General features: G+C 72.5%; 15 protein-coding genes. 7 read left to right on the forward strand and 8 right to left on the reverse strand.

What is annotated here, in order from left to right:
- Window positions 1-26: 26 nt before the first annotated feature.
- A complete protein-coding gene (locus ACYQ77_RS27125; RefSeq protein WP_459716140.1) occupies window positions 27-3,089 on the forward strand; it encodes an amidohydrolase family protein in 3,063 nt (1,020 codons plus the stop codon).
- Between the two features lie 97 nt (window positions 3,090-3,186).
- Here ACYQ77_RS27125 and ACYQ77_RS27130 read toward each other — a convergent pair whose 3' ends face one another.
- The 5 genes from ACYQ77_RS27130 to ACYQ77_RS27150 all read right to left on the reverse strand — a co-directional run bounded on the left by ACYQ77_RS27130 (window position 3,187) and on the right by ACYQ77_RS27150 (window position 9,467).
- A complete protein-coding gene (locus ACYQ77_RS27130; RefSeq protein WP_459716142.1) occupies window positions 3,187-4,053 on the reverse strand; it encodes a carbohydrate ABC transporter permease in 867 nt (288 codons plus the stop codon).
- Complete coding sequence (locus ACYQ77_RS27135; protein ID WP_459716143.1) at window positions 4,050-5,033, reverse strand: ABC transporter ATP-binding protein; 984 nt, start codon at window positions 5,031-5,033, stop codon at window positions 4,050-4,052. The genes ACYQ77_RS27130 and ACYQ77_RS27135 overlap by 4 nt, the downstream gene beginning before the upstream one ends.
- Window positions 5,030-6,283: an ABC transporter substrate-binding protein gene (locus ACYQ77_RS27140; protein WP_459716145.1), complete on the reverse strand. Its 1,254-nt coding sequence runs from the start codon at window positions 6,281-6,283 to the stop codon at window positions 5,030-5,032. The genes ACYQ77_RS27135 and ACYQ77_RS27140 overlap by 4 nt, the downstream gene beginning before the upstream one ends.
- Window positions 6,280-7,056, reverse strand: coding sequence for a carbohydrate ABC transporter permease (locus ACYQ77_RS27145; protein WP_459716146.1), 777 nt, complete (start codon window positions 7,054-7,056; stop codon window positions 6,280-6,282). Before ACYQ77_RS27145 ends, ACYQ77_RS27140 begins: the two co-directional genes overlap by 4 nt.
- A gap of 71 nt (window positions 7,057-7,127) precedes the next feature.
- Complete coding sequence (locus ACYQ77_RS27150) at window positions 7,128-9,467, reverse strand: WD40/YVTN/BNR-like repeat-containing protein (protein ID WP_459716148.1); 2,340 nt, start codon at window positions 9,465-9,467, stop codon at window positions 7,128-7,130.
- A 120-nt stretch (window positions 9,468-9,587) separates the two neighbouring features.
- On the opposite strand from ACYQ77_RS27150, the gene ACYQ77_RS27155 reads away from it, so the two are divergent.
- Entirely contained in the window at window positions 9,588-10,052 is a 465-nt protein-coding gene (locus ACYQ77_RS27155; protein ID WP_459716149.1) for a hypothetical protein, read from the forward strand.
- 1 nt (window position 10,053) lies between these two features.
- Here the strand turns inward: ACYQ77_RS27155 and ACYQ77_RS27160 are convergent, their stop codons facing one another.
- Window positions 10,054-10,611, reverse strand: a complete 558-nt coding sequence (locus ACYQ77_RS27160; protein WP_459716151.1) for a dihydrofolate reductase family protein — start codon at window positions 10,609-10,611, stop codon at window positions 10,054-10,056.
- A gap of 81 nt (window positions 10,612-10,692) precedes the next feature.
- Window positions 10,693-12,018: an aminotransferase-like domain-containing protein gene (locus tag ACYQ77_RS27165; protein WP_459716153.1), complete on the reverse strand. Its 1,326-nt coding sequence runs from the start codon at window positions 12,016-12,018 to the stop codon at window positions 10,693-10,695.
- Between the two features lie 87 nt (window positions 12,019-12,105).
- Here ACYQ77_RS27165 and ACYQ77_RS27170 point away from each other — a divergent pair, with 87 nt between their 5' ends.
- Together ACYQ77_RS27170 and ACYQ77_RS27175 are read left to right on the forward strand one after the other, a co-directional pair.
- Window positions 12,106-12,894 (forward strand): alpha/beta fold hydrolase, encoded by a 789-nt coding sequence (locus ACYQ77_RS27170; RefSeq protein ID WP_459716154.1) that lies wholly within the window; start codon window positions 12,106-12,108, stop codon window positions 12,892-12,894.
- Window positions 12,891-13,616, forward strand: coding sequence for an SDR family NAD(P)-dependent oxidoreductase (locus ACYQ77_RS27175; protein WP_459716156.1), 726 nt, complete (start codon window positions 12,891-12,893; stop codon window positions 13,614-13,616). The genes ACYQ77_RS27170 and ACYQ77_RS27175 overlap by 4 nt, the downstream gene beginning before the upstream one ends.
- 48 nt (window positions 13,617-13,664) lie before the next feature.
- Here the strand turns inward: ACYQ77_RS27175 and ACYQ77_RS27180 are convergent, their stop codons facing one another.
- The gene (locus tag ACYQ77_RS27180) at window positions 13,665-15,806 is read right to left on the reverse strand and encodes a DUF6351 family protein (RefSeq protein ID WP_459716157.1); all 2,142 of its coding nucleotides are present in this window, start codon (window positions 15,804-15,806) and stop codon (window positions 13,665-13,667) included.
- Between the two features lie 296 nt (window positions 15,807-16,102).
- On the opposite strand from ACYQ77_RS27180, the gene ACYQ77_RS27185 reads away from it, so the two are divergent.
- The 3 genes from ACYQ77_RS27185 to ACYQ77_RS27195 are packed head-to-tail and all read left to right on the forward strand — an operon-like array spanning window position 16,103 to window position 18,402.
- A complete protein-coding gene (locus tag ACYQ77_RS27185; protein WP_459716159.1) occupies window positions 16,103-16,516 on the forward strand; it encodes a hypothetical protein in 414 nt (137 codons plus the stop codon).
- A 3-nt stretch (window positions 16,517-16,519) separates the two neighbouring features.
- The gene (locus ACYQ77_RS27190) at window positions 16,520-17,161 is read left to right on the forward strand and encodes a DUF3558 domain-containing protein (protein ID WP_459716160.1); all 642 of its coding nucleotides are present in this window, start codon (window positions 16,520-16,522) and stop codon (window positions 17,159-17,161) included.
- Between the two features lie 2 nt (window positions 17,162-17,163).
- The gene (locus ACYQ77_RS27195; RefSeq protein ID WP_459716162.1) at window positions 17,164-18,402 is read left to right on the forward strand and encodes a hypothetical protein; all 1,239 of its coding nucleotides are present in this window, start codon (window positions 17,164-17,166) and stop codon (window positions 18,400-18,402) included.
- Window positions 18,403-18,404: the final 2 nt, after the last annotated feature.

Raw genomic sequence — 18,404 nt, forward strand, 5'->3', positions numbered from 1 at the left:
CATCGGCTGCTCTTCGGGGAGGGCACATGCACGAGGTGACACGCAGGGACGTGCTCCGTGGCGCCGGTGTGCTCGCCGGCGCCACGGTGCTGGCCGGTTCCGCCGCCCACGCGGGCGCGGAAACCGGTGGCGTCGTGGGGATCGGCCAGGGCACCAACATCTCCGCCCAGGTGTCCCCGGACGGCAGGCACGTCGCGTTCGACCTGGTGACCGCGATCTGGACCGTGCCGATCGGCGGCGGCACGGCGGTCCGGCTGACCGGTGACGACGTCGACGCGACGCAGCCGGCCTGGGCGCCGGACGGGCGGACGCTGGTGTGCCAGGCCTACCGCGACGGCAACTACCACCTCTACACGCTGCGGCGCGACGGCTCCGGGTCGCGGCAGCTGACGAGCGGGCCGTTCGACCACCGCGAGCCGAAGTTCTCGCCCGACGGCAGGACGATCGCGTTCTCGTCCGACCGCGGTGGCAGCTACGGCGTGCACACCCTGGACGTGGCGACCGGCGCGATCACCGCGCGCACCGACACGGCGGCCGAGGAGGCCATGCCCGCGTGGTCACCGGACGGGCGGCGCATCGCGTACACGGTCGACGGCACGGCGATCGACGTGCTCGACCTCGCCGCGGGCACGACGTCCCGCGTGGTCACGGCACCGGCCGGGGCCACGCTGTACGGTCCGTCGTTCGCCCCCGACGGCACGCTCGCGTACGTGCGCGTCGCGGGCGCGACCGCGGAGCTGGTCGTCGGCGACCGGGTGCTCAGCGGGCAGGGCGAGGACGTGTTCGGGTTCGCGCCGTCGTGGCTGTCCGCCACGGAACTCGTGCACACCGCGGGCGGCCACGTGCTGCGCCGCACGCTCGACGGCGTGGCGACGGTCGTGCCGTTCACGGCGCCGGTGCCGGTGGTCCCCCGGCCGGACTACCACCGCGCGACGCGTGACCTGGACTCGACGCGGGAGCGGCGGGCACTCGGCATCGCCTCGCCGGTGGCGTCGCCGGACGGGAAGCGGGTCGCGTTCCGCGCGCTCAACGCGGTGTGGCTGCTGACGATCGGCGACCCCGTGCCGACGCGGCTCGTGGCCGACGGGTACTTCAACTCCGACCCCGACTTCGCCCCCGACGGTCGCTCGATCGTGTACTCGTCGGACCGCGCGGGTGACGCGGACCTGTGGGTGCGCGACCTGGCGTCCGGCGCGGAACGGCGGATCACCGGGCTGTCCGGCGCCCAGCTCGCGCCGCGCTTCTCCCCCGACGGCGGCCGGATCGCGTACTGCGACCAGGACGGTGTCGTGTGGGTGCTGGACCTCGCGTCCGGGACGCCCGAGCAGGTGACGCCGACCCTGTTCATGCCGGGCAGGCCGACGTGGTCACCGGACGGCCGCACGCTGGCGCTGGCGGCGGTGAAGCCGTACTCGCGGCGGTTCCGCGAGGGCACGAGCCAGGTGCTGACGGTCGACCTCGACAGCGGCGCGCTCACCTACGCCGAGCCGATGCCGCACGCGTCGATCGCGACCCGCGGCGACGACGGCCCGGTCTGGTCGCCGGACGGGCGGCACCTGGCGTTCACGGTCGAGTCGTGCGCGTGGGTGGTGCCGGTGGACGCCCGTGGCCGGTTCACCGGGCCCGCGCGGCAGGTGACGCACGAGGTCACCGACTCGCTGTCGTGGCTCGGGCCGGACCGGTTGCTGTACCTGCACAACGGCGCGCTCCGGTCGGTCGGCCTTTCCGGCCGCGGCGTGAAGGAGATCCCGCTGTCGCTGCGGTACCGCCCGGCCCGGGTGCGGCGGCACGACGTGGTGCGCGTGGGCGCGCTGTGGGACGGCAGTTCGACGCGCCTGCGCGGCCGGACCGACCTCGTGCTGGCCGACGGCAAGGTCGAGGCCGTGCTGCCCGCCGGTGCCCGGCCGCCCACGGTGGACGCCCCGGACCTGACGGCGATGCCGGGCCTGATCGACGCGCACGTGCACTGGCACCTGCGCGGCAGGCAGTGGGGTGACCGGCAGGGCAGGCTGTGGCTGGCGTACGGGATCACGACGACCCGCTCCCCCGGCGACCCGGCGTACCAGTACGCGGAAACGCGGGAGGCCCTGACGGCCGGTGCCCGCGTGGGCCCGAGGTACTTCGGCACGGGCGAGGCCGTCGACGGGTCGCGCGTGTACTACAACTTCATGCGCCCCACCCGGTCGGTCGCCCAGCTGGCGCTGGAGCTGGAACGCGCGCGGGCGCTGGGCTACGACATGATCAAGACGTACGTGCGCCTGCCGGTCGCCTACCAGCGGCGGGTCGTCGCGGCGGCGCACCGGGCGGGTCTGCCGCTGTCGTCGCACTACCTGTACCCGGCAGAGCGCATCGGCATGGACGGCATGGAACACACGGGCGCGACCAACCGGCTCGGCTACTCGCACACGGTGTCGCGGCTGGGCCGCGCGTACGAGGACGCGGTCACCCTGTTCACGCGGTCCGGGATGTCGATCACCCCGACGCTGTTCAACTCGGCGGCCATCTACGACAACGACCGTTCGCTCGTCGAGGACGTGCGCACCAGGACCCTGTTCCCGTCGTGGGAGTACGCCCAGTACGTGGCGAAGGCGGACGCGGCCAGGACCCCGGCGAACGCGACGACCCTCGCCCTGCTGGCGGCGAACGTGGACATGGTGCTGCGCATCCACCGGGGCGGCGGTTTCGTCATCGCGGGCACCGACGCGCCACTGGACAACCCGGCGGTGTCACTGCACGCGAACCTGCGCGCCAAGGTGCGGTTCGGCTTCACCCCGTACGAGGCGCTGACGACCGCGACCCGCAACCCCGCGCGCTGGCTGGGCCTGGCAGGCGAACTGGGCGAGATCCGCCCGGGCGCACAGGCGGACCTGTCGTTCGTGGCCGGTGACCCGCTGACCGACATCCGCGCGGCGGCAGCGGTCCGGATGGTCATGACCGGCGGCCGGCTCCACACGGTGGACGACCTGCTGGCCCCGTTCACCGCGCCCGTCGCGGCACCGGCAGCGGTGACCACCGCCCCGGCCCCGGTCCACCGGCACGACGACTTCTGGTGGCACGAACCGGAATGGGCGCACCGCTACTGCTGCTGAACCTCCGAGAACCGCGATCGCGGCCCGGTTGCCGGTGGGCGGGCTGTTGAACCCAGGACACCTCGCGAAGACAGCCGAGCCCGCCTCGACGAGGTCGTCAGGACCGGGTGCGCTGGTGGGCCGCCAAGCGGGCGGCGAGCCACAGCGGGAAGGCGGCCGCGATCGCGGTCAGCACGAGCAGGGCCACCGACAACGTGCTCGCGTAGCCGAGTTCGCCGTACTCGAAGGCGCGGCGGTAGATCAGCAGCGGTGCGGTCAGCGTGGCGTTCGCCGGGCCGCCGTCGGTCACCAGCAGCGCCGGGACGAACGCGTTCTGGACCACGACGACGATGTCCCGCACCGCCAGCACGAGCACGATCGGCGCCATCAGCGGCAACGTCACCCGCGTCATCGCGAACCACGGGGAGCCGCCCTCCACCGCGATCGCCTCGTGCAGGTGGGACGGGATGGCCAGGCGGGCGGCCAGTGCCACCACGAACGCCTCGCCCACCTGGAACGCCATGACCAGCACCAGCCCGAACCGCGCACCCCACGGCGTGGTCAGGAAACCCGGGTCGGGCACCCCGAACACACCGAGCAGCGCGGGCAGCGGCCCGTACAGCGGGTTGAGGATCCACAACCACAACAACGCCCACGCCGCGTCCGGGATGACCGACGGCAGGTACGCCGCCGCCCGGCCCAGTGCCGTTCTCGCGCCCCGGCGGCGGGCCAGCAGCAGCGCCGCGCCGACCGCCAGCAGCAACCGCAGCGGGACGACCACCGCCGCCACGAACGCGCTCACGCCCACCGCGTCCCAGAACGCCTCGTCGCCCGCCAGGCGGGTGAGGTTGTCCGTGCCGGTGAACGACGGCGGCCGGAAGCCGAAGTAGTCGGTGAACGCCAGCGCGGCGGCCAGCCCGAGCGGCGCGAGCACCAGGAGTGCCGAGCCCGCCAGGTAGGGCGCCGCCAGTGGCCACCTCCTCATCGGCGGGCACCGGTCGACGCGTCGAAGTGGTGTTCGTCCTCGGGGCGCCACGTGACCACCACGTGCTCGCCGACCCGCGGGGCGTCGGCCCACGGCACGCGCGCCAGCAGGTCGCCCACCCTGACCAGGCACTCCTCGCCCGCCGGTTCGACCGCGGCCACCGTCCCCGGACGACCATCGCCGGAGCGCGCCACCCGCACCCGTTCCGGCCGCACCCCGGTGACCACGCCGCCGGCCTCGGGCAGCAGGTTCATCGGCAGCGGACCGAACACCCGCGCGACCGTCGTCGTGGCCGGGCGCGCGTACACCGCCGCCGGGGTGTCGCACTGGAGCACGGTGCCGTCGGCCATGACCGCCACCCGGTCCGCCATCGCCATCGCCTCGGCCTGGTCGTGGGTCACGTGCACCATCGGCACGCCGAGCGACCGCTGGACGGCACGGATCTCGCCACGCATCCGCAGGCGCAGCTCCGTGTCGACCGACGCGAGCGGCTCGTCGAGCAGGCACACCCGCGGCGAGCGGATCATGGCGCGGGCGAGCGCCACCCGTTGCCGTTCGCCGCCGCTCAGCTCGCCCGGCATCCTGCTCAGCAGCGGCTCGACGTCCAGCACGCGCGCCACCTCGCGCACCCGGCTCTCGACGTCGGCGCGCCGGGTGCCCCTGGCCCGCTCCCCGATCCCGATGTTCGCGGCGACCCCGAGGTGCGGGAACAGCGCCGCCTCCTGGAACACCAGCGCCACGTCCCGCCGCCCCGCGGGCACGCCGGTGACGTCCCGGTCGTCGATGACCACGCGGCCCGCGTCCAGGGGTTCCAGGCCGGCGATCGCGCGCAGCAGCGTCGACTTCCCCGACCCGGACGGCCCCACGACGACGAGCAGCTCGCCGGGCTTGGCGACGAGGTCGACCCCGTCCAGGGCCACGACCCGCGCACCCCGGCGTGCCCGGTAGACCTTCCGCGCGCCCTCGACCGACAGGCTCATCCGGCCAGCAACGGATCGGCCTGTTCCCGGATCTCCGCGAGCACCTCGTCGAGCGGCACACCGTCGAGGAACGCGCGCTCCAGCTGGGTGCCGATCACGTCCTCCACCTCCGGCCACGACGGCGTCACCGGCGTGTGCCGCAGGTCCGGGATGGCGTCGAGGAACACCTGCGACGACGCGGGCGCCCTGGTCGGGCTCAGGAACGCGGGCGACGTGGCGACCGACCGCAGCGACGGCACCGTCCGGCCGCCGAGGGCGGTCAGCGTCTGCCCCTGCGTCCCGACGGCGAAGGCGACGAACTCGGCGGCCGCGGTGGCGTTCGGCGAGCCCGCCGCGACGCAGTAGGCGTCCGAGTGCAGCACCGACGCGGGCTCGCCCATCACCGGCAGGCCGGCGACGTCGAAGTCCAGCCCGCGCTGCTCCCGCAGGGCAGGCACCTCGACGCGGGAGCTGAGGAACATCGCCACCTTGCCCGTCATGAACTGCTCGGGCACGCCCTGTGCGGCGAGCTGTTCCTTGTCCGGGGTCGCGCCACTGGCGACGAGGTCCAGGACCTTCCGCAGCGCGCCGCGGGCCGCGGGTTCGTGCAGGGTCGTGCGGGTGGGCGACGTCTCGTCATCGACGATCGTGCCGCCGTTGCTCCAGATGAACGGCGCCATGCGCACGATCGACGGGTCGATGCCGACGCCCTTCACGCCGCCGCGCGTCAGTGCCTTGGCGGTCGCCACGAACTCGTCCCACGACCAGCCCGCCTTCGGTGCCGGAACACCGGCCTCGGTGAAGAGCGCGCGGTTCCAGTAGACGACGAGCGAGGAGATGTTCTGCGGCATGCACTGCAGCACGCCGTCGTAGGTGAACGCCCGCAACGGCTCCTCGTAGTAGTGCGCCGGGTTCGTCCCGGTCGCCATGAGCAACGGGCCGATCGGCTCGACGGCGCCGCGTTGCACGAACGGCGCGTACTGGCGGTAGTTGATCAGGAAGACGTCCGGCGCGTCCCCGGACGTGAACGCGGTGGAGAGCCGGGTGAGGTGGTCGTCGCGGCTCACGGTGACCAGCTCGACGTCGCCGCCACCGGACTCCTCGTAGGCGGACACGAGACTCCGGTAGACGGCCGCCTCCTCCGGGTCGGCCCCCACCTGCACGGTGATCGGCGCCGCCGGGTTCCCCCCTGCGGCCCCGCCGGCACCGGCGCCGTCCGAGCACGCGCTCAGCACCAGCAGCACGGGGATCGCGAGCAGTGTCCGTTTCATGAGCGCTCCACCGAGGAGAAGAACGACCGTTGGGCGATGCCGAACGCGAGCAGCGCGGGCGCCGTCACGAGCACCGCGGCGGCGAGGTAGATCGGGTACAGCGGGGCCTCCATCTCACTGAGGTTCCGCAGCCCGAGCGCCACCGGCCAGTTGCCGGGGGACGACACGAGGGTCAGCGGATCCATGAACGTGGACCAGTAGTACAGCCCGGACAGCGCCGCGACCGCCACCGCGGCCGGCCGGACCAGCGGCAGTGCGATCCGGCGCCACACGGCGAACGGGCTCATGCCCTCCAGCACGGCCGCCTCGAGCAGCGCGGCGGGGATGCGCGAGTACGCCAGCGCGAACAGCAGCACGTGGAACGGTGTCGTGCCCGCGAGCGCGAGCAGCGCGACCGTGAACGGCGTGTCCGCGAGGCCGATGCCGCGCAGCAGCACGACCCGCGGCACCCACAGCGCGGCGGCGGGCACCAGCAGCATGAGCACCGACACGCCGACGAGCAGGCGCCGCGGCACGCCGCGGGCGGTGACGATCGCGAGCCCGGCCATCGACGTGACGACGACGGTGACCGGGACCGCGACCACGAGCAGCAGCACCGAGTTCAGCAGCAGCTCGCCGAGCGGCATGAACCGCGGCACCGTCGCGAAGTTCGTCCACTCGACGGGGTCGGGCCACAGGTCGAGCCCGTCGGGCGGCGGCTGCAGCGGGCGCTGCAGCGCGCCGAGCACCATGACCGCGAGCGGCGCGAGGAACAGGGCGGACAGCACGACCACCCCGGCGGTCCACCAGGTGGTGGTCCGCCGGGGTGGTCGAGTGGTGTCGTGCCGGGCCAGTGGAGCGCCTGTCAGCCCGCGTCGGCGAGCGAGGTCGTCCAGATGCTCCGCCCGTAGGTCGCGGCGTAGAGCGTGTCGCTGCCGGCGGGCAGGTCGATGTCGTTGACCGGCACCAGCGGCAGGTTCGCCCCCACCTTGACCCACGTCTTCCCGAGGTTCGTGGTGCGGAAGACGCCGACGTCGGTGGCGATGAACAGCCAGTTCTTCTTCTCCGGGTGCCGGATGACGTCGTTGATCGGCGCCTGCGGGATCCGCTTGCCCGTGATGTCCCGCCAGGTCCGGCCACCGTCGGAGGTCATGACCAGGTGCGGGTAGGACTCACCGGAACGCCAGCCGGAGAAGCTCGCCCACGCCACCTTCGCGTCGTCGGGGTCGACGGTGATGCGGGTGACCCAGCGGCCGGGGAACACCGGGCTCTGCAGCTTCTCCCACGTCACCTGGTCGGCCGCGGCCATCGCGTTGCGGCTCACCCACACCAGTCCGCTGTCCGTGCCCGCGTACACGAGGTTCGGGTCGTCCGGTGTGGTGCCGATCGCCGTGATCGTGCCGAAGCCGGGCGCCCGCGGCTCGGTGCCCTCGGTGAGGTCCGGGCTGATCCGCTGCCACACCCGCTGACCGGGGTCGGTGTTGATCCGGTTCACGAACTCGCTGCCGCCGAACAGGAACCGCGGGTCGGCCGCGAACTCGAGCGGCGCCACCCAGTTCTTGCGGGCGCCCGGGATCGTCATGCCGAATCCCGCACCGTCGACGAAGCCGCGGCAGCCGCCGTTCTGCGAGCAGCCGTAGTACTTGCGGTCGTTCGTCGGGTCGATGCGGTTCATCATCCCGTCGCCGCCGACGAAGCCGAACCAGTCGCCGTTGACGGTGTTGTCGTTCGCCCACGACTTGAGCGAGCCGTTGTCCTGCGAGCCGGCGTTGACCCGCGCGCCGTCCTGGACGGAGACGTCCATGGCGTAGAACTGAGTCACGGCCAGGTGCGGCGTCTTCGCCCACAGGCCACGTGCGGCGCCGTTCTCGTTGGACCAGTAGAAACCGCCGTCGTTGCCCAGGTACACCTTGCCGGGCGTGAACGGGTCCCACTCGAGGCCGTGCTGGTCGGCGTGCGGCGTCTGCGAGGTGACCCAGGTGAGGCCGCCGTCCTTGCTCTCCGCGAGGCTCACGCCCGCGACGAACACGTGTGCGGGATCCGCCGGGTCGACGTACACGCGGCCGAACCACCAGGCGAACCCGCCGCTGATGCTCTGCAGCGTGCCACCGCTGGTCGGACCGACCGGCGTCCACGTGGCACCCGCGTCGGTGCTGGTGAAGAAGCCGTTGAAGTTGCCGCCCGCGGTGCTGGAGATGAGGTACGCGCGGTTGGGGTCGGTGTCGGAGAAGTCGACGCCCATGCGGCCGACGTAGGTCGCGGTGACCGGCTGCCCCTCGACGTCGACGCTCTGCGGGAGCGGCGGGTTGTGGATGTTGGTCCACGTGCGGCCGCCGTCGGTGGAGCGGTACAGGAAGGAGTTCTTGCCGTAGATGCGCGACTTCTCGTCCCGGATCTTGTCCCACGTGGTGGCGAGCATGATGTCCGGGTTCGACTTGTTGATCGTCACGTCGATCGCGCCGGTGGCGGCGCTGTCCGGGACGATGACGCGGGTCCAGGTGCGGCCGCCGTTCTCGGTCATGAACAGGCCGCGGGTCGGTTCGGTGTCGTGCAGCGCGCCCATGACGGCGACGAACACGCGGTCGTCGTCGCGGGGGTCGATCACGATCTGGCCGACGGTGTCGCCGGACTGGAGGCCGACGTTCTGCCAGGTCTCGCCACCGTCGGTGGACTTGTAGACGCCCTTGCCGTAGTAGGCGGAGCCGCCGCCGTGGTCGGGTTCGCCGGTGCCAGCCCAGACGACGCCCCGGGAGTCCACCGCGACCGCGCCCATCGACTGGGGCAGCTGGTCGTCCCACGCGGTGGCGAAGGTCGCGCCCGCGTCGTCACTGCGCCACAGCCCGCCCGTGCCGGTCGCGATGTAGACGACGTTCGGTGTGGTGGGGTCGGCGGCGATGTCGCGGATGCGGCCGCCGATGTTGCTCGGGCCCAGCTGCTGCCACACCTGGTCGGTGGCCGGCGAGCCCATGGCCGCCGTGCCCATCTGCTCGGACTGCGCGATCGCCTCGGTGATCGCGGCGTCCGGGATCGTCCCGTCGGGGTTGGCGCGCTGGAGGTACATCCACTCCTCCGCGCCGAGCGGGTCGGCGGCCGGCGCGCCCACGGGTGCCGCTTCGGCGCCGTACTCCCGGTCGGCGACGACGCCCGCACCCAGGAGGACCACCAGTGCCGCGGCCACGATGGGGACAGGTCTTTTCTTGCGCAAAGCGGTTCCTCCTCGGGTGAGCCGTACCCCGCGTCACGGTAACACCCGAGAAGTCCGATTCGTCTGCCTCCGAATGGCCGCTGTTTTCCCTGTTTTCCCAGCGCTGCCTAGAGTTGCGCCATGGTCGCACGTGGACTCGCACTGTCCGTGGTGGTGGCGTCGCTGCTCGTCACCCCGGGCTGCTCGACCGGGGACGGCGCCGCGGCGTGCCCCGAACCGGCCGCCGCCCCGGCGGCCGAGACCGCGCTCATGCCCGACGGGCTGTCGTTCGACCGGATCGGCACGGTCACGCACGTCGTCAGCACGGACGGGCACGTCACCGTGCAGGCGGTCACGGACAAGCCGATCGACGAGGTCACGGTCCTGATCCAGGACGCGGTGACCGCCGCGGGCTACCGCCCGGCGGGCATGGACAACGAGGGCTTCGAGGCGGAGGTCTTCTTCACCGCCGGGGACTACGCGGCGGGACAGGCCCTGGTCCGCGAGGGCGACTGCGAAGGTCGCTGGGACGTCGACCTGGTGCTGGTCGAACCCGGCGCGGTGCCGTCGACGACGACGAGCACGACGAGCACCACCCCGTCGTAGGTCACCCCACGACGAACCGCAGGTGCGTCACGTCGCGGTCCTCCAGCCGCCGCACCAGCCGCAGCTCGACGTGCCCGGTGTCCTCGAACAGCCGCCGCCCGGCGCCGAGCAGCACGGGGACGAGGTGGATCTCCATCTCGTCGAGCAGGCCCGCGCGCAGCAACGACCGCGCCGCCCCCGCGCCGTGCACCATCACCGCGCGGTCCCCGGCCGCCGCCCGCGCGCCTGCGACGCACTCGGCCACGTCGGTGAAGAACCGGGCGCTGCCGGGCGGCACGTCACCGGGGTCGACGTGGTGGGTCAGCACGTGGATCGGCACGCCGTCGTGGTGGTCGCCCTGCCAGCGGCCGGCCAGCTCGAAGGTCCGCCGCCCCGAGATCAGGGCGCCGGTCGCCAGCGCCTCCCGGTACACCTGCCCGCTGGGGCCGTCGCCCATCCGGTCGTCGAGCCAGTTGAACAACCGCCCGCCGCCGCGGCCGAGCTCCTGCCCGGGACGGTCGTCCGGGCCCGCGATGTACCCGTCCAGCGACATCGACATGTACAGGACCACCTTGGCCATGACGTCAGCTCCTCACGTGTCGGCATACCTCGCCGACGCGTCGAACGACCCGGCCCGGGATCGACACGTGCGCCGGAACTCCTAGTCCACCGTGGTGTCCTCGGGGCGGGTGCGGGCGAGTTTCGCCAGCGTGTCCAGCGTGGCCGCCAGCACCTCGGGCGGCGGGGCGGACAGCGCGAGCCGCACCGCGTTGGGCGCGCGGCCCTGGCCCGCCGCGAACGCGGCGGCGGGGGTGACGGCGATGCCGAGGCGGGCGGCCGCCGCGACGAACGTCTCCGCGCGCCACGGTTCCGGCAGCTCCCACCAGCAGTGGAACGCGCCGGGGTCGGCGTGGACGGTGCACCCCGCGAGGCGTTCGGCGACCAGGCGCTGGCGGGCGGCGGCGTCGGCGCGCTTGGCGGTCACGATCTTCTCGACGGTCCCGTCGGCCGTGCACCGGGTCGCCGCCTCCAGCGCGAACCTCGTCGCCGCCCACCCGCCCGAGCGGATCGCGCCCGCGACCGCGTCCACGGCCCCGGGCGGGGGCACCAGGTAGCCGAGTGAGAGCCCGGGGGCGATCCGCTTCGACATGCTGTCCACCAGCGTGACCCGGTCGGGGGCGTACGCGGCGAGCGGGGGCCGGTCGTCGCGCAGGAACGTGTAGATGCCGTCCTCGATCGCGGGCAGCGCGCGGTCCGCCAGCACGTCGGCCAGTTCGGCGCGGCGCGTCTCGGACATGCTGACGCCCAGCGGGTTGTGCAGTGTCGGCTGGACGTAGACCGCGCGGACGTTCGCCGCGCGCACCGCCGACGGCAGCACGCCGTCCGCGTCCATCTCCAACGGCACCACCGTGACCCCGAGCCGCGCGGCCACGGCCTTCACCACGGGGTACGTCATCGCCTCCACGCCGAGACGGCCGCCGACCGGCACCAGTGCGGCGACGGCGGCGGCGATGGCCTGCCTGCCGTTGCCCGTGAACAGGATCGCGGCCGGGTCCGGGGTCCAGCCGGTGCGGCTGAGCAGCGTCACCGCGGCCGCGCGTGCTGCCGGGGTGCCGTCGACGGCCACGGGCCACAGGGTGTCGGCCAGCGCGTCCGGGCGGACCAGGCGCGTGAGGCTCGCCGACAGCAGTTCCGCCTGGTCCGGCAGCAGCGGGAAGTTCAGCTCCAGGTCCACGCGCGCGGTCGCGGGTTCGGCCAGCGCCGGTTCGGGTGCGGGCGCGCCGGCGCGGACGAACGTGCCGCGGCCCACCTCCCCCACCGCGAGGCCGCGGCGCACCAGCTCGCGGTACACCCGCGCGGCGGTCGACGCGGCGATGCCGTGCTGCCGGGCGAACCTGCGCTGCGGCGGCAGCTGGTCCCCCGCGCGCAGCCGGCCCGCGGCGATGTCGTCGGCGACGCGGTCGGCGATCAGGCGGTAGTCGTCCACGGTTCCCCATATTGCACCGAGAGCATTGTTTTGATTGCACTGACATTTTGCACCGAATAGCCTCGGTACGGCAAGGGAGGAGCACCCATGAGCACCGCTGCCGTCAACGGCATCACCATCGGCTACGACGACGAGGGCGTCGGCGACGACGTCCTGGTCCTCGTGCACGGACACCCGTTCGACCGGTCCATGTGGCGGCCGCAGCTCGCGTACGCCCGTGACCTCGGCTGGCGCGTGATCGCCGCCGACCTGCGCGGCTACGGCGAGTCGACCGTCGTGCCGGGCGTGACGCCGCTGTCGACGTTCGCCGAGGACGTCGCCGCGCTGGCCGACCACCTCGGCGCCGGGCGGTTCGTGCTCGGCGGGCTGTCGATGGGCGGGCAGATCGTGCTCGAGTGCGTGCGGCAGTTCCCGGACCGCGTCCGCGGGCTGGTGCTGGCGGACACGTTCGCGCAGGCCGAGACGCCCGAGGGCCGCACGGTGCGCAACGACATGGCCGACCGCCTGCTGCGCGAGGGCATGGCCGGCTACGCCGAGGAGGTGCGGTGGAAGATGGTGGCGCGGCGCAACCCCGACGTGGCCGGGTTCGTGGCGCGGATGATGCTGGCGGCGCCACCGGAAGGCGCGGCCGCCGCGTTGCGGGGCCGGGCGGAGCGCCCCGACTACACCCCGGTACTCGCGGAGATCACCGTGCCGACGCTGGTGGTCGTGGGCGCTGACGACGAGTTCACCCCGGTCGCCGACGCCGAGTACCTGCACGACCGCATCGCGGGCTCGACGCTGCGGGTGGTCGACGGAGCAGCGCACATGCCGAACCTGGAGCGCCCCGCCGAGTTCAACGCGGCCCTCGCGACGCTGCTGGGGCGGGTCCGATGAGCCCGGCCGTGTTCGTGACCGGCGCCAGCAGCGGTTTCGGCGCCGCGATCGCCCGCCGGTTCGCCGCCGAGGGCGCGACCGTGTTCGCCGCCGCGCGCCGCGCCGACCGGATTCCCGCGCACGAGCGGATCCGGCCGGTCGCGCTCGACGTGCGGGACGCCGGCGCCGTGCGCGCGGTGGTCGGCGGGCTGCCCGCGATCGACGTGCTCGTCAACAACGCCGGTCTCGCGAAAGGGCTCGAACCGGCGCAGCGGGCCGACCTCGCGGACTGGGACGACATGCTCGACACCAACTGCCGCGGTCTTGTGCACTGCACCCGCGCGGTCCTGCCGGGGATGGTGGCGCGCGGCCGCGGCCATGTGATCAACCTCGGTTCGGTGGCGGGCACGTACCCGTACCCCGGCGGCAACGTCTACGGCGCGACGAAGGCGTTCGTGCGGCAGTTCAGCCTGAACCTGCGCAGCGACCTGCACGGCACCGGCGTGCGCGTGACGTGCGTCGAGCCGGGGATGTGCGAGGGCACGGAGTTCTCGGTGGTCCGGTTCGGCGGTGACACGGACCGCGCGGCCGCGGTGTACGAGGGCATGCGGGCGCTCACGGCCGACGACATCGCCGAGACCGTCCACTGGGCGGCGGCGCAGCCACCGCACGTCAACGTGAACACGATCGAGCTGATGCCGGTCGCGCAGTCGTCCGGTCCGTTCGAGGTGCACCGGGGATAGCGCGACGCACGTGCCCGCCGCGGGTGCCGGTCCGCGTGCACGCCGCGGTCATCGCAGCGAACGCGGCCTGCCCACGTCGGGCCTGCGGTAGTCGCAGACCCCGGTCGGGAAGATCTGCTCCAGCCGCGCGCGCTCGGCCGCGCTGGGCCGCCACGACCCGTACACGCCGCGGTCGATCGCCGTGTCCACCGGCTGCAGCGCGCACTTGTAGTGCTGCTCGTCGAACGGGCCGCCCGCGACCGTGCGGGACGTGCCGTGGATCGGGAACCGCCGCGTGCACGGGCCGGCGGGGCCGCGGTCGATGATGCCGCGCCAGGCGTCCTTGCCGCGGTACAGCAGGGTGCCGTCGGTGGCGAAGCAGCTGTCGACGGCGGCGGCCGGCTTGGCGGCCGCGACACCGCGCGACGGGTGCGCACGCAGGTTCGCCATCCACTCGTCCATCACGGCGAGCGCCATCGGGGTCTGGTCGAACGCGCGGGCCGGGCGGGCGTCGGTGAACCAGACGACCTGGTTGGCGGCGGTCCCCTTCGCGTCGAGCATGCGCTGGCGCGAGGCGAACGACTGCCGCGCGTTGTGCATGTCCAGCTCGGCGTCGAGGTAGTGCCGCCAGTCGATGACCGGGATGTCGATCTTCCCGTCGAACACGAGCCCGGACCGGTAGGCGGCCTTCATGGCGGCGACGCTGCCCTCGGTGCGCGGCCGCACCCCGTCGGCGTTCTTCGGGGTGATGTTCCGCGCGCTCCAGACGTCCACGTCGGCCGGGCAGGCCTGGGTGACGAACGGGCACCCCTCCCGCACGGCGTCCTCGGGTTGCTTCCACCCGCCGACGTCGGCGTTGAGGTCGAGGAACTCCGCGGGCGTGAGGTCGCCGTCGACCAGCGCCTTCAGCCCGTACTGGACGCCGACGTTGTCCCAGGTGGACCGGGCGTAGCCGGTCTCGGGGTCGCGGCCGTAGACGTTGACGGCGTCGTTCCAGTGCGTCCACTCCACGGCGGCCTGCTGCTCGGGCGTGATCCCGGGCGCGGTGCCGTACTTCGGGTTGAGCGCCAGCGGCGACAGCCCGCGCCACCCGTTGACGCACTCACTCGACCCCGGCGTCGCGAGCCAGGGCGTGAGCTGCGCGTACGGGTTGGCGACGGTGTCCGAGGCGGCCAGCCCCTCGATGAGGGTGCGGTTGGTCCACTGCCGCCACCGGGAGGTGGGGTCGGCGAGGACCTTCTGGTCCATCCAGCGTTCGAGCAGCTCGCAGTCGCCGACGTGGATGGTCTGGGTGACCATGTCGGGGTAGGAGTACTGCGGGATCGCGGCGTCGAGCAGGCCCCGGTGGTTCTGCCCGTACACGTACTGCTGGATCCCGCCCCCGGACCCGCCGAGCCCGACGGTGTAGAGGGGGTCGCCGTACTCGGTGACGAAGCGGGACTTGACCATCATGGCGGTCTCCCCGCCGAGCACCAGGTTGTAGTGCGTGTTGGTCTTGGTCCCGGTCGACCAGGCGATCGCGTACCCCTCGCCGAGCCCGTACACGTAGCGGGACTCGCTCTGGTTGTTGGAGCCCTGGTAGTGCCCGATCGCCACCCCGCCACCGAAGTAGTAGATGAGCTTGCGGTTCCAGTGCGGCAGCGCCGCGGGCCCGGTGCCCTCCGGATCAAGCACGGCGATCGTGTAGATGAAGCGGTTGATGGTCCCGCGTTCCCAGCGGATCACGAAGTCGAGGCCGCTTGGCGTGGTCGCCATGTCCGCGGGCCGTGGCGCCGACGCGTCGTAGGGCCGCCAGGTGTTCGCGGTGCTCCGGTAGTAGCGCCCGGCACGCGTGGCGAGGGAACAGTCGTCGTCGAGGAAGGGCCCTGCGAGGTCGAAGCCCGCGAGGTGCGCCGGGGTGGAGCAGAAGAAGTCGGGCTGCCGCGGCCCGGAGAACATCGGCCCCGTGACGGGGTGGTTGGTGAGCCTGATCCCGGCCCGATCCCGCGGCACAGCGGCGGTCACGGTGCTCTCCCCGAGAGGAAGACCCCGCACGACGCCCTCGAGCGCGTGCGGCACCTGGTCGTCGGGCACGAAGTGGTCGGTCACGTCGGTGCCGTTCACCCGCACAGTGATGTCGTCGAGCGACGCCGACCGGGGGACGACCACCCGCAACCGGGCAGCGCCACCGCTGACGTACTGCGCGGGCCCGGACAAGGTCTCGATCCGCAACCCGTGCCGGTGAGGCGTCCCATCCGCGACGGCCGCACCAGCGGCCAAACAAGCGAAAACGGTAGCCACAACAGCGATACGACGCCTCATCGCGTCCTCCCCAGGGTGTGGGCGGCTACGCAACGCTATGCACGACGACACGCGTCGTCAATGCTTGTCGTGAAACCGATTCGCACTCCGCAGGACATCGTCCTTGCTCGCAATCCCCCGCCGCGACGAACACGCATGTCGTATCCTCGACTACGGAGCGTTCCGAACCGTCAACGCTCCGATGACAAGGGGGAGCGACCAGCACGATGAACAGGCAACAGCACCGTCACGCCATCTCGGCCGAGCTGTCCGGCTGGTTCAGCAGCACGAGCACCGAGAGTTCCTCGGCGACCGGCAGCTTCGCCTTCACCGAGGACCAGATCCGCGCGGTCGTGACGAACTACCTCGACCTGGCCGACAGCTACAACGAGGCGATCGACAAGGCCGGCCGGATGACCATCGTCGAAGGCCCCGGGCTGGATTTCGCCAGCGACGCCTTCGCCAGCGCGGCCAACCGGTCGGGGAAATCCCTCATCGAGTCCTTCCAGCAAGCCCGGGACTACTGCACCGAGCAGGCCCAGTTGGCCCAGAACGCCCTGGACGACTATCTGGGCGTGGAGCACACGAACGTCACCGAGATCAACAAGCAGGGCCCTCAGGGTCCCCAGGCCGGGATCTGAGGCATGCGCATCCGTCGTTCGGCGCCGTTGGTCGCCATTCTCTGCCTCATCGTCACGGGCTGCACCACCACGAGCCGAGGCGAACCCGCGCCGGCCACCACGACGGAGACCAGCACCGCGGACTCCACGCCACCGTCCACACACGACGACGGCGAGGTGCCGAATCACGGTGCGCCCAAGGTGGCGGTGCCTTACGAGGACACGGATCGTTTCGAGCAGGACCCGTGTGCCGTCCTGACCGCCGGGCAAGCTGAGGATCTCAACCTGCCGACCACCGGCGAGCCCGACGACATTCCCTACGGAGTGGGCTGCAAGTGGCGCAACCCCGACACTCGCGGTCAGGTGACCATTTCGTTGCTCACCGGCAACGACCAGGGGCTCAGTGCTGTCTACGCCGCGGATCAGCGCGGGGACCTCGCATATCTCACCCCGTTGCCGGACATCGACGGCCACCCAGCGGTGGCGAGCGACGTCGAGGATCGGCGATCGGCGGGAACCTGCGTCGTCGATGTCGGTCTGACCGACGAACTGCTGCTGGGTGTTGCCCTGCACCTGTCCAAGGCGAATGTCGGGCAGAGAGAACCGTGTGAGGTCGCCGCGGATGTGGCCGGAATGGCGCTGCGGACGATGAAGGACGGCGCGTAGTCATGGGCAACTGGTTCACTGGCATGACGCCGCACGAGATCTATCAAGCGCTGACGACAGGCCCCGGCAGCGACAAGCTCGACAACGCGCAGGCGGCGGCCAAGATCCTGTGGGAGGACGAGGCCGAACGGGCGGACTTGATTCGCAGGCAGGGTGAGTTGATCCGGTCCGCCTGGCAGGGATCCGCGAGCGATGGGGCGTTCGGAGCCGCTCAGCCCCTCGCGGCGTCCGCGCTGAACAGGGTCGACGAACTGGCTCGTGCCGAGGATCTGCTGGACCGGCAGAGCGGCTCTTTCAACCGGGCGAAGAACGACGTCCGGCCGGTGCCGGAGGCCCCGCCGAGCATCGACCTCACCGACCCGGCGGTGGTGTTCACGGACTACGAGAAGGAGATTGTCGCCTACCAGGCGGACGCAGACCACAACATCGACGTCTTCCGCGGTTACGACGACGCCAGCAACTACAACGAGACGAACATCCCGGAGCGGTATTCGTCCGTAGCCGCGGCAGGCAGCGCCATCAGTGTGGTCGCCGATGACACCCCGCCCGAGGACACCGATGACCACATCGAGGCGCGGGAGCGCGAGCAACAACCGAGGCCAGGGGGCGAGTCCGGTCCCTACGGCGGGTACGCCGGGCCGTACGGCGGCCCCGGCCCCGGTGCCTCCCCGGTCAGTGGACCCCCGCCGGTCAGTGGCCCCGTTCCCGACCCGTCGCTCCCGCAGCAGACCACGCCCAGCACCTACGTACCGCCCTCGACCAACCCGCCGGGCTGGCTGCCGCCCGATCCCCACCAACCGGCACCGGGCCCCAGCCAGCCTGGCTACGTCCCCGGCCTCCCGGTCAGCGGCGTCACCAGTGGCTCGCCCGGCCCAAGCGGACGTGGTGGCTACGGGCCGGGCAGCGGCTACGGCCCACGCGGCGGCTACGGACCGGGCAGCCCGGGAGGCAGTGGCGGTCCCGGCCCCGGCGGACGCGGCCCAGTCCTCGGCCCCGGTCCCGCCGCGGGCGCACTCGCAGCCGAGGAAGCAGCAGCACGACGCGCGGCGGCGGCCGCGGCGCGAGGTGGCGCTCATGGCGCCATGACCGGAGCACCCGTCGGCACCGGCCGCGGCAAGGGCGACGAAGACGAAGAACACCAACGAAAAGTCCTCATCGAAGCCGACGGCGAAGACCTGTTCGGCAGCGACGTGCTCACCGCCCCCCAGGTCATCGGCGACGACGAATACGAGGACGACTGACC

It is taken from the genome of Actinophytocola sp. KF-1, from assembly GCF_054661535.1.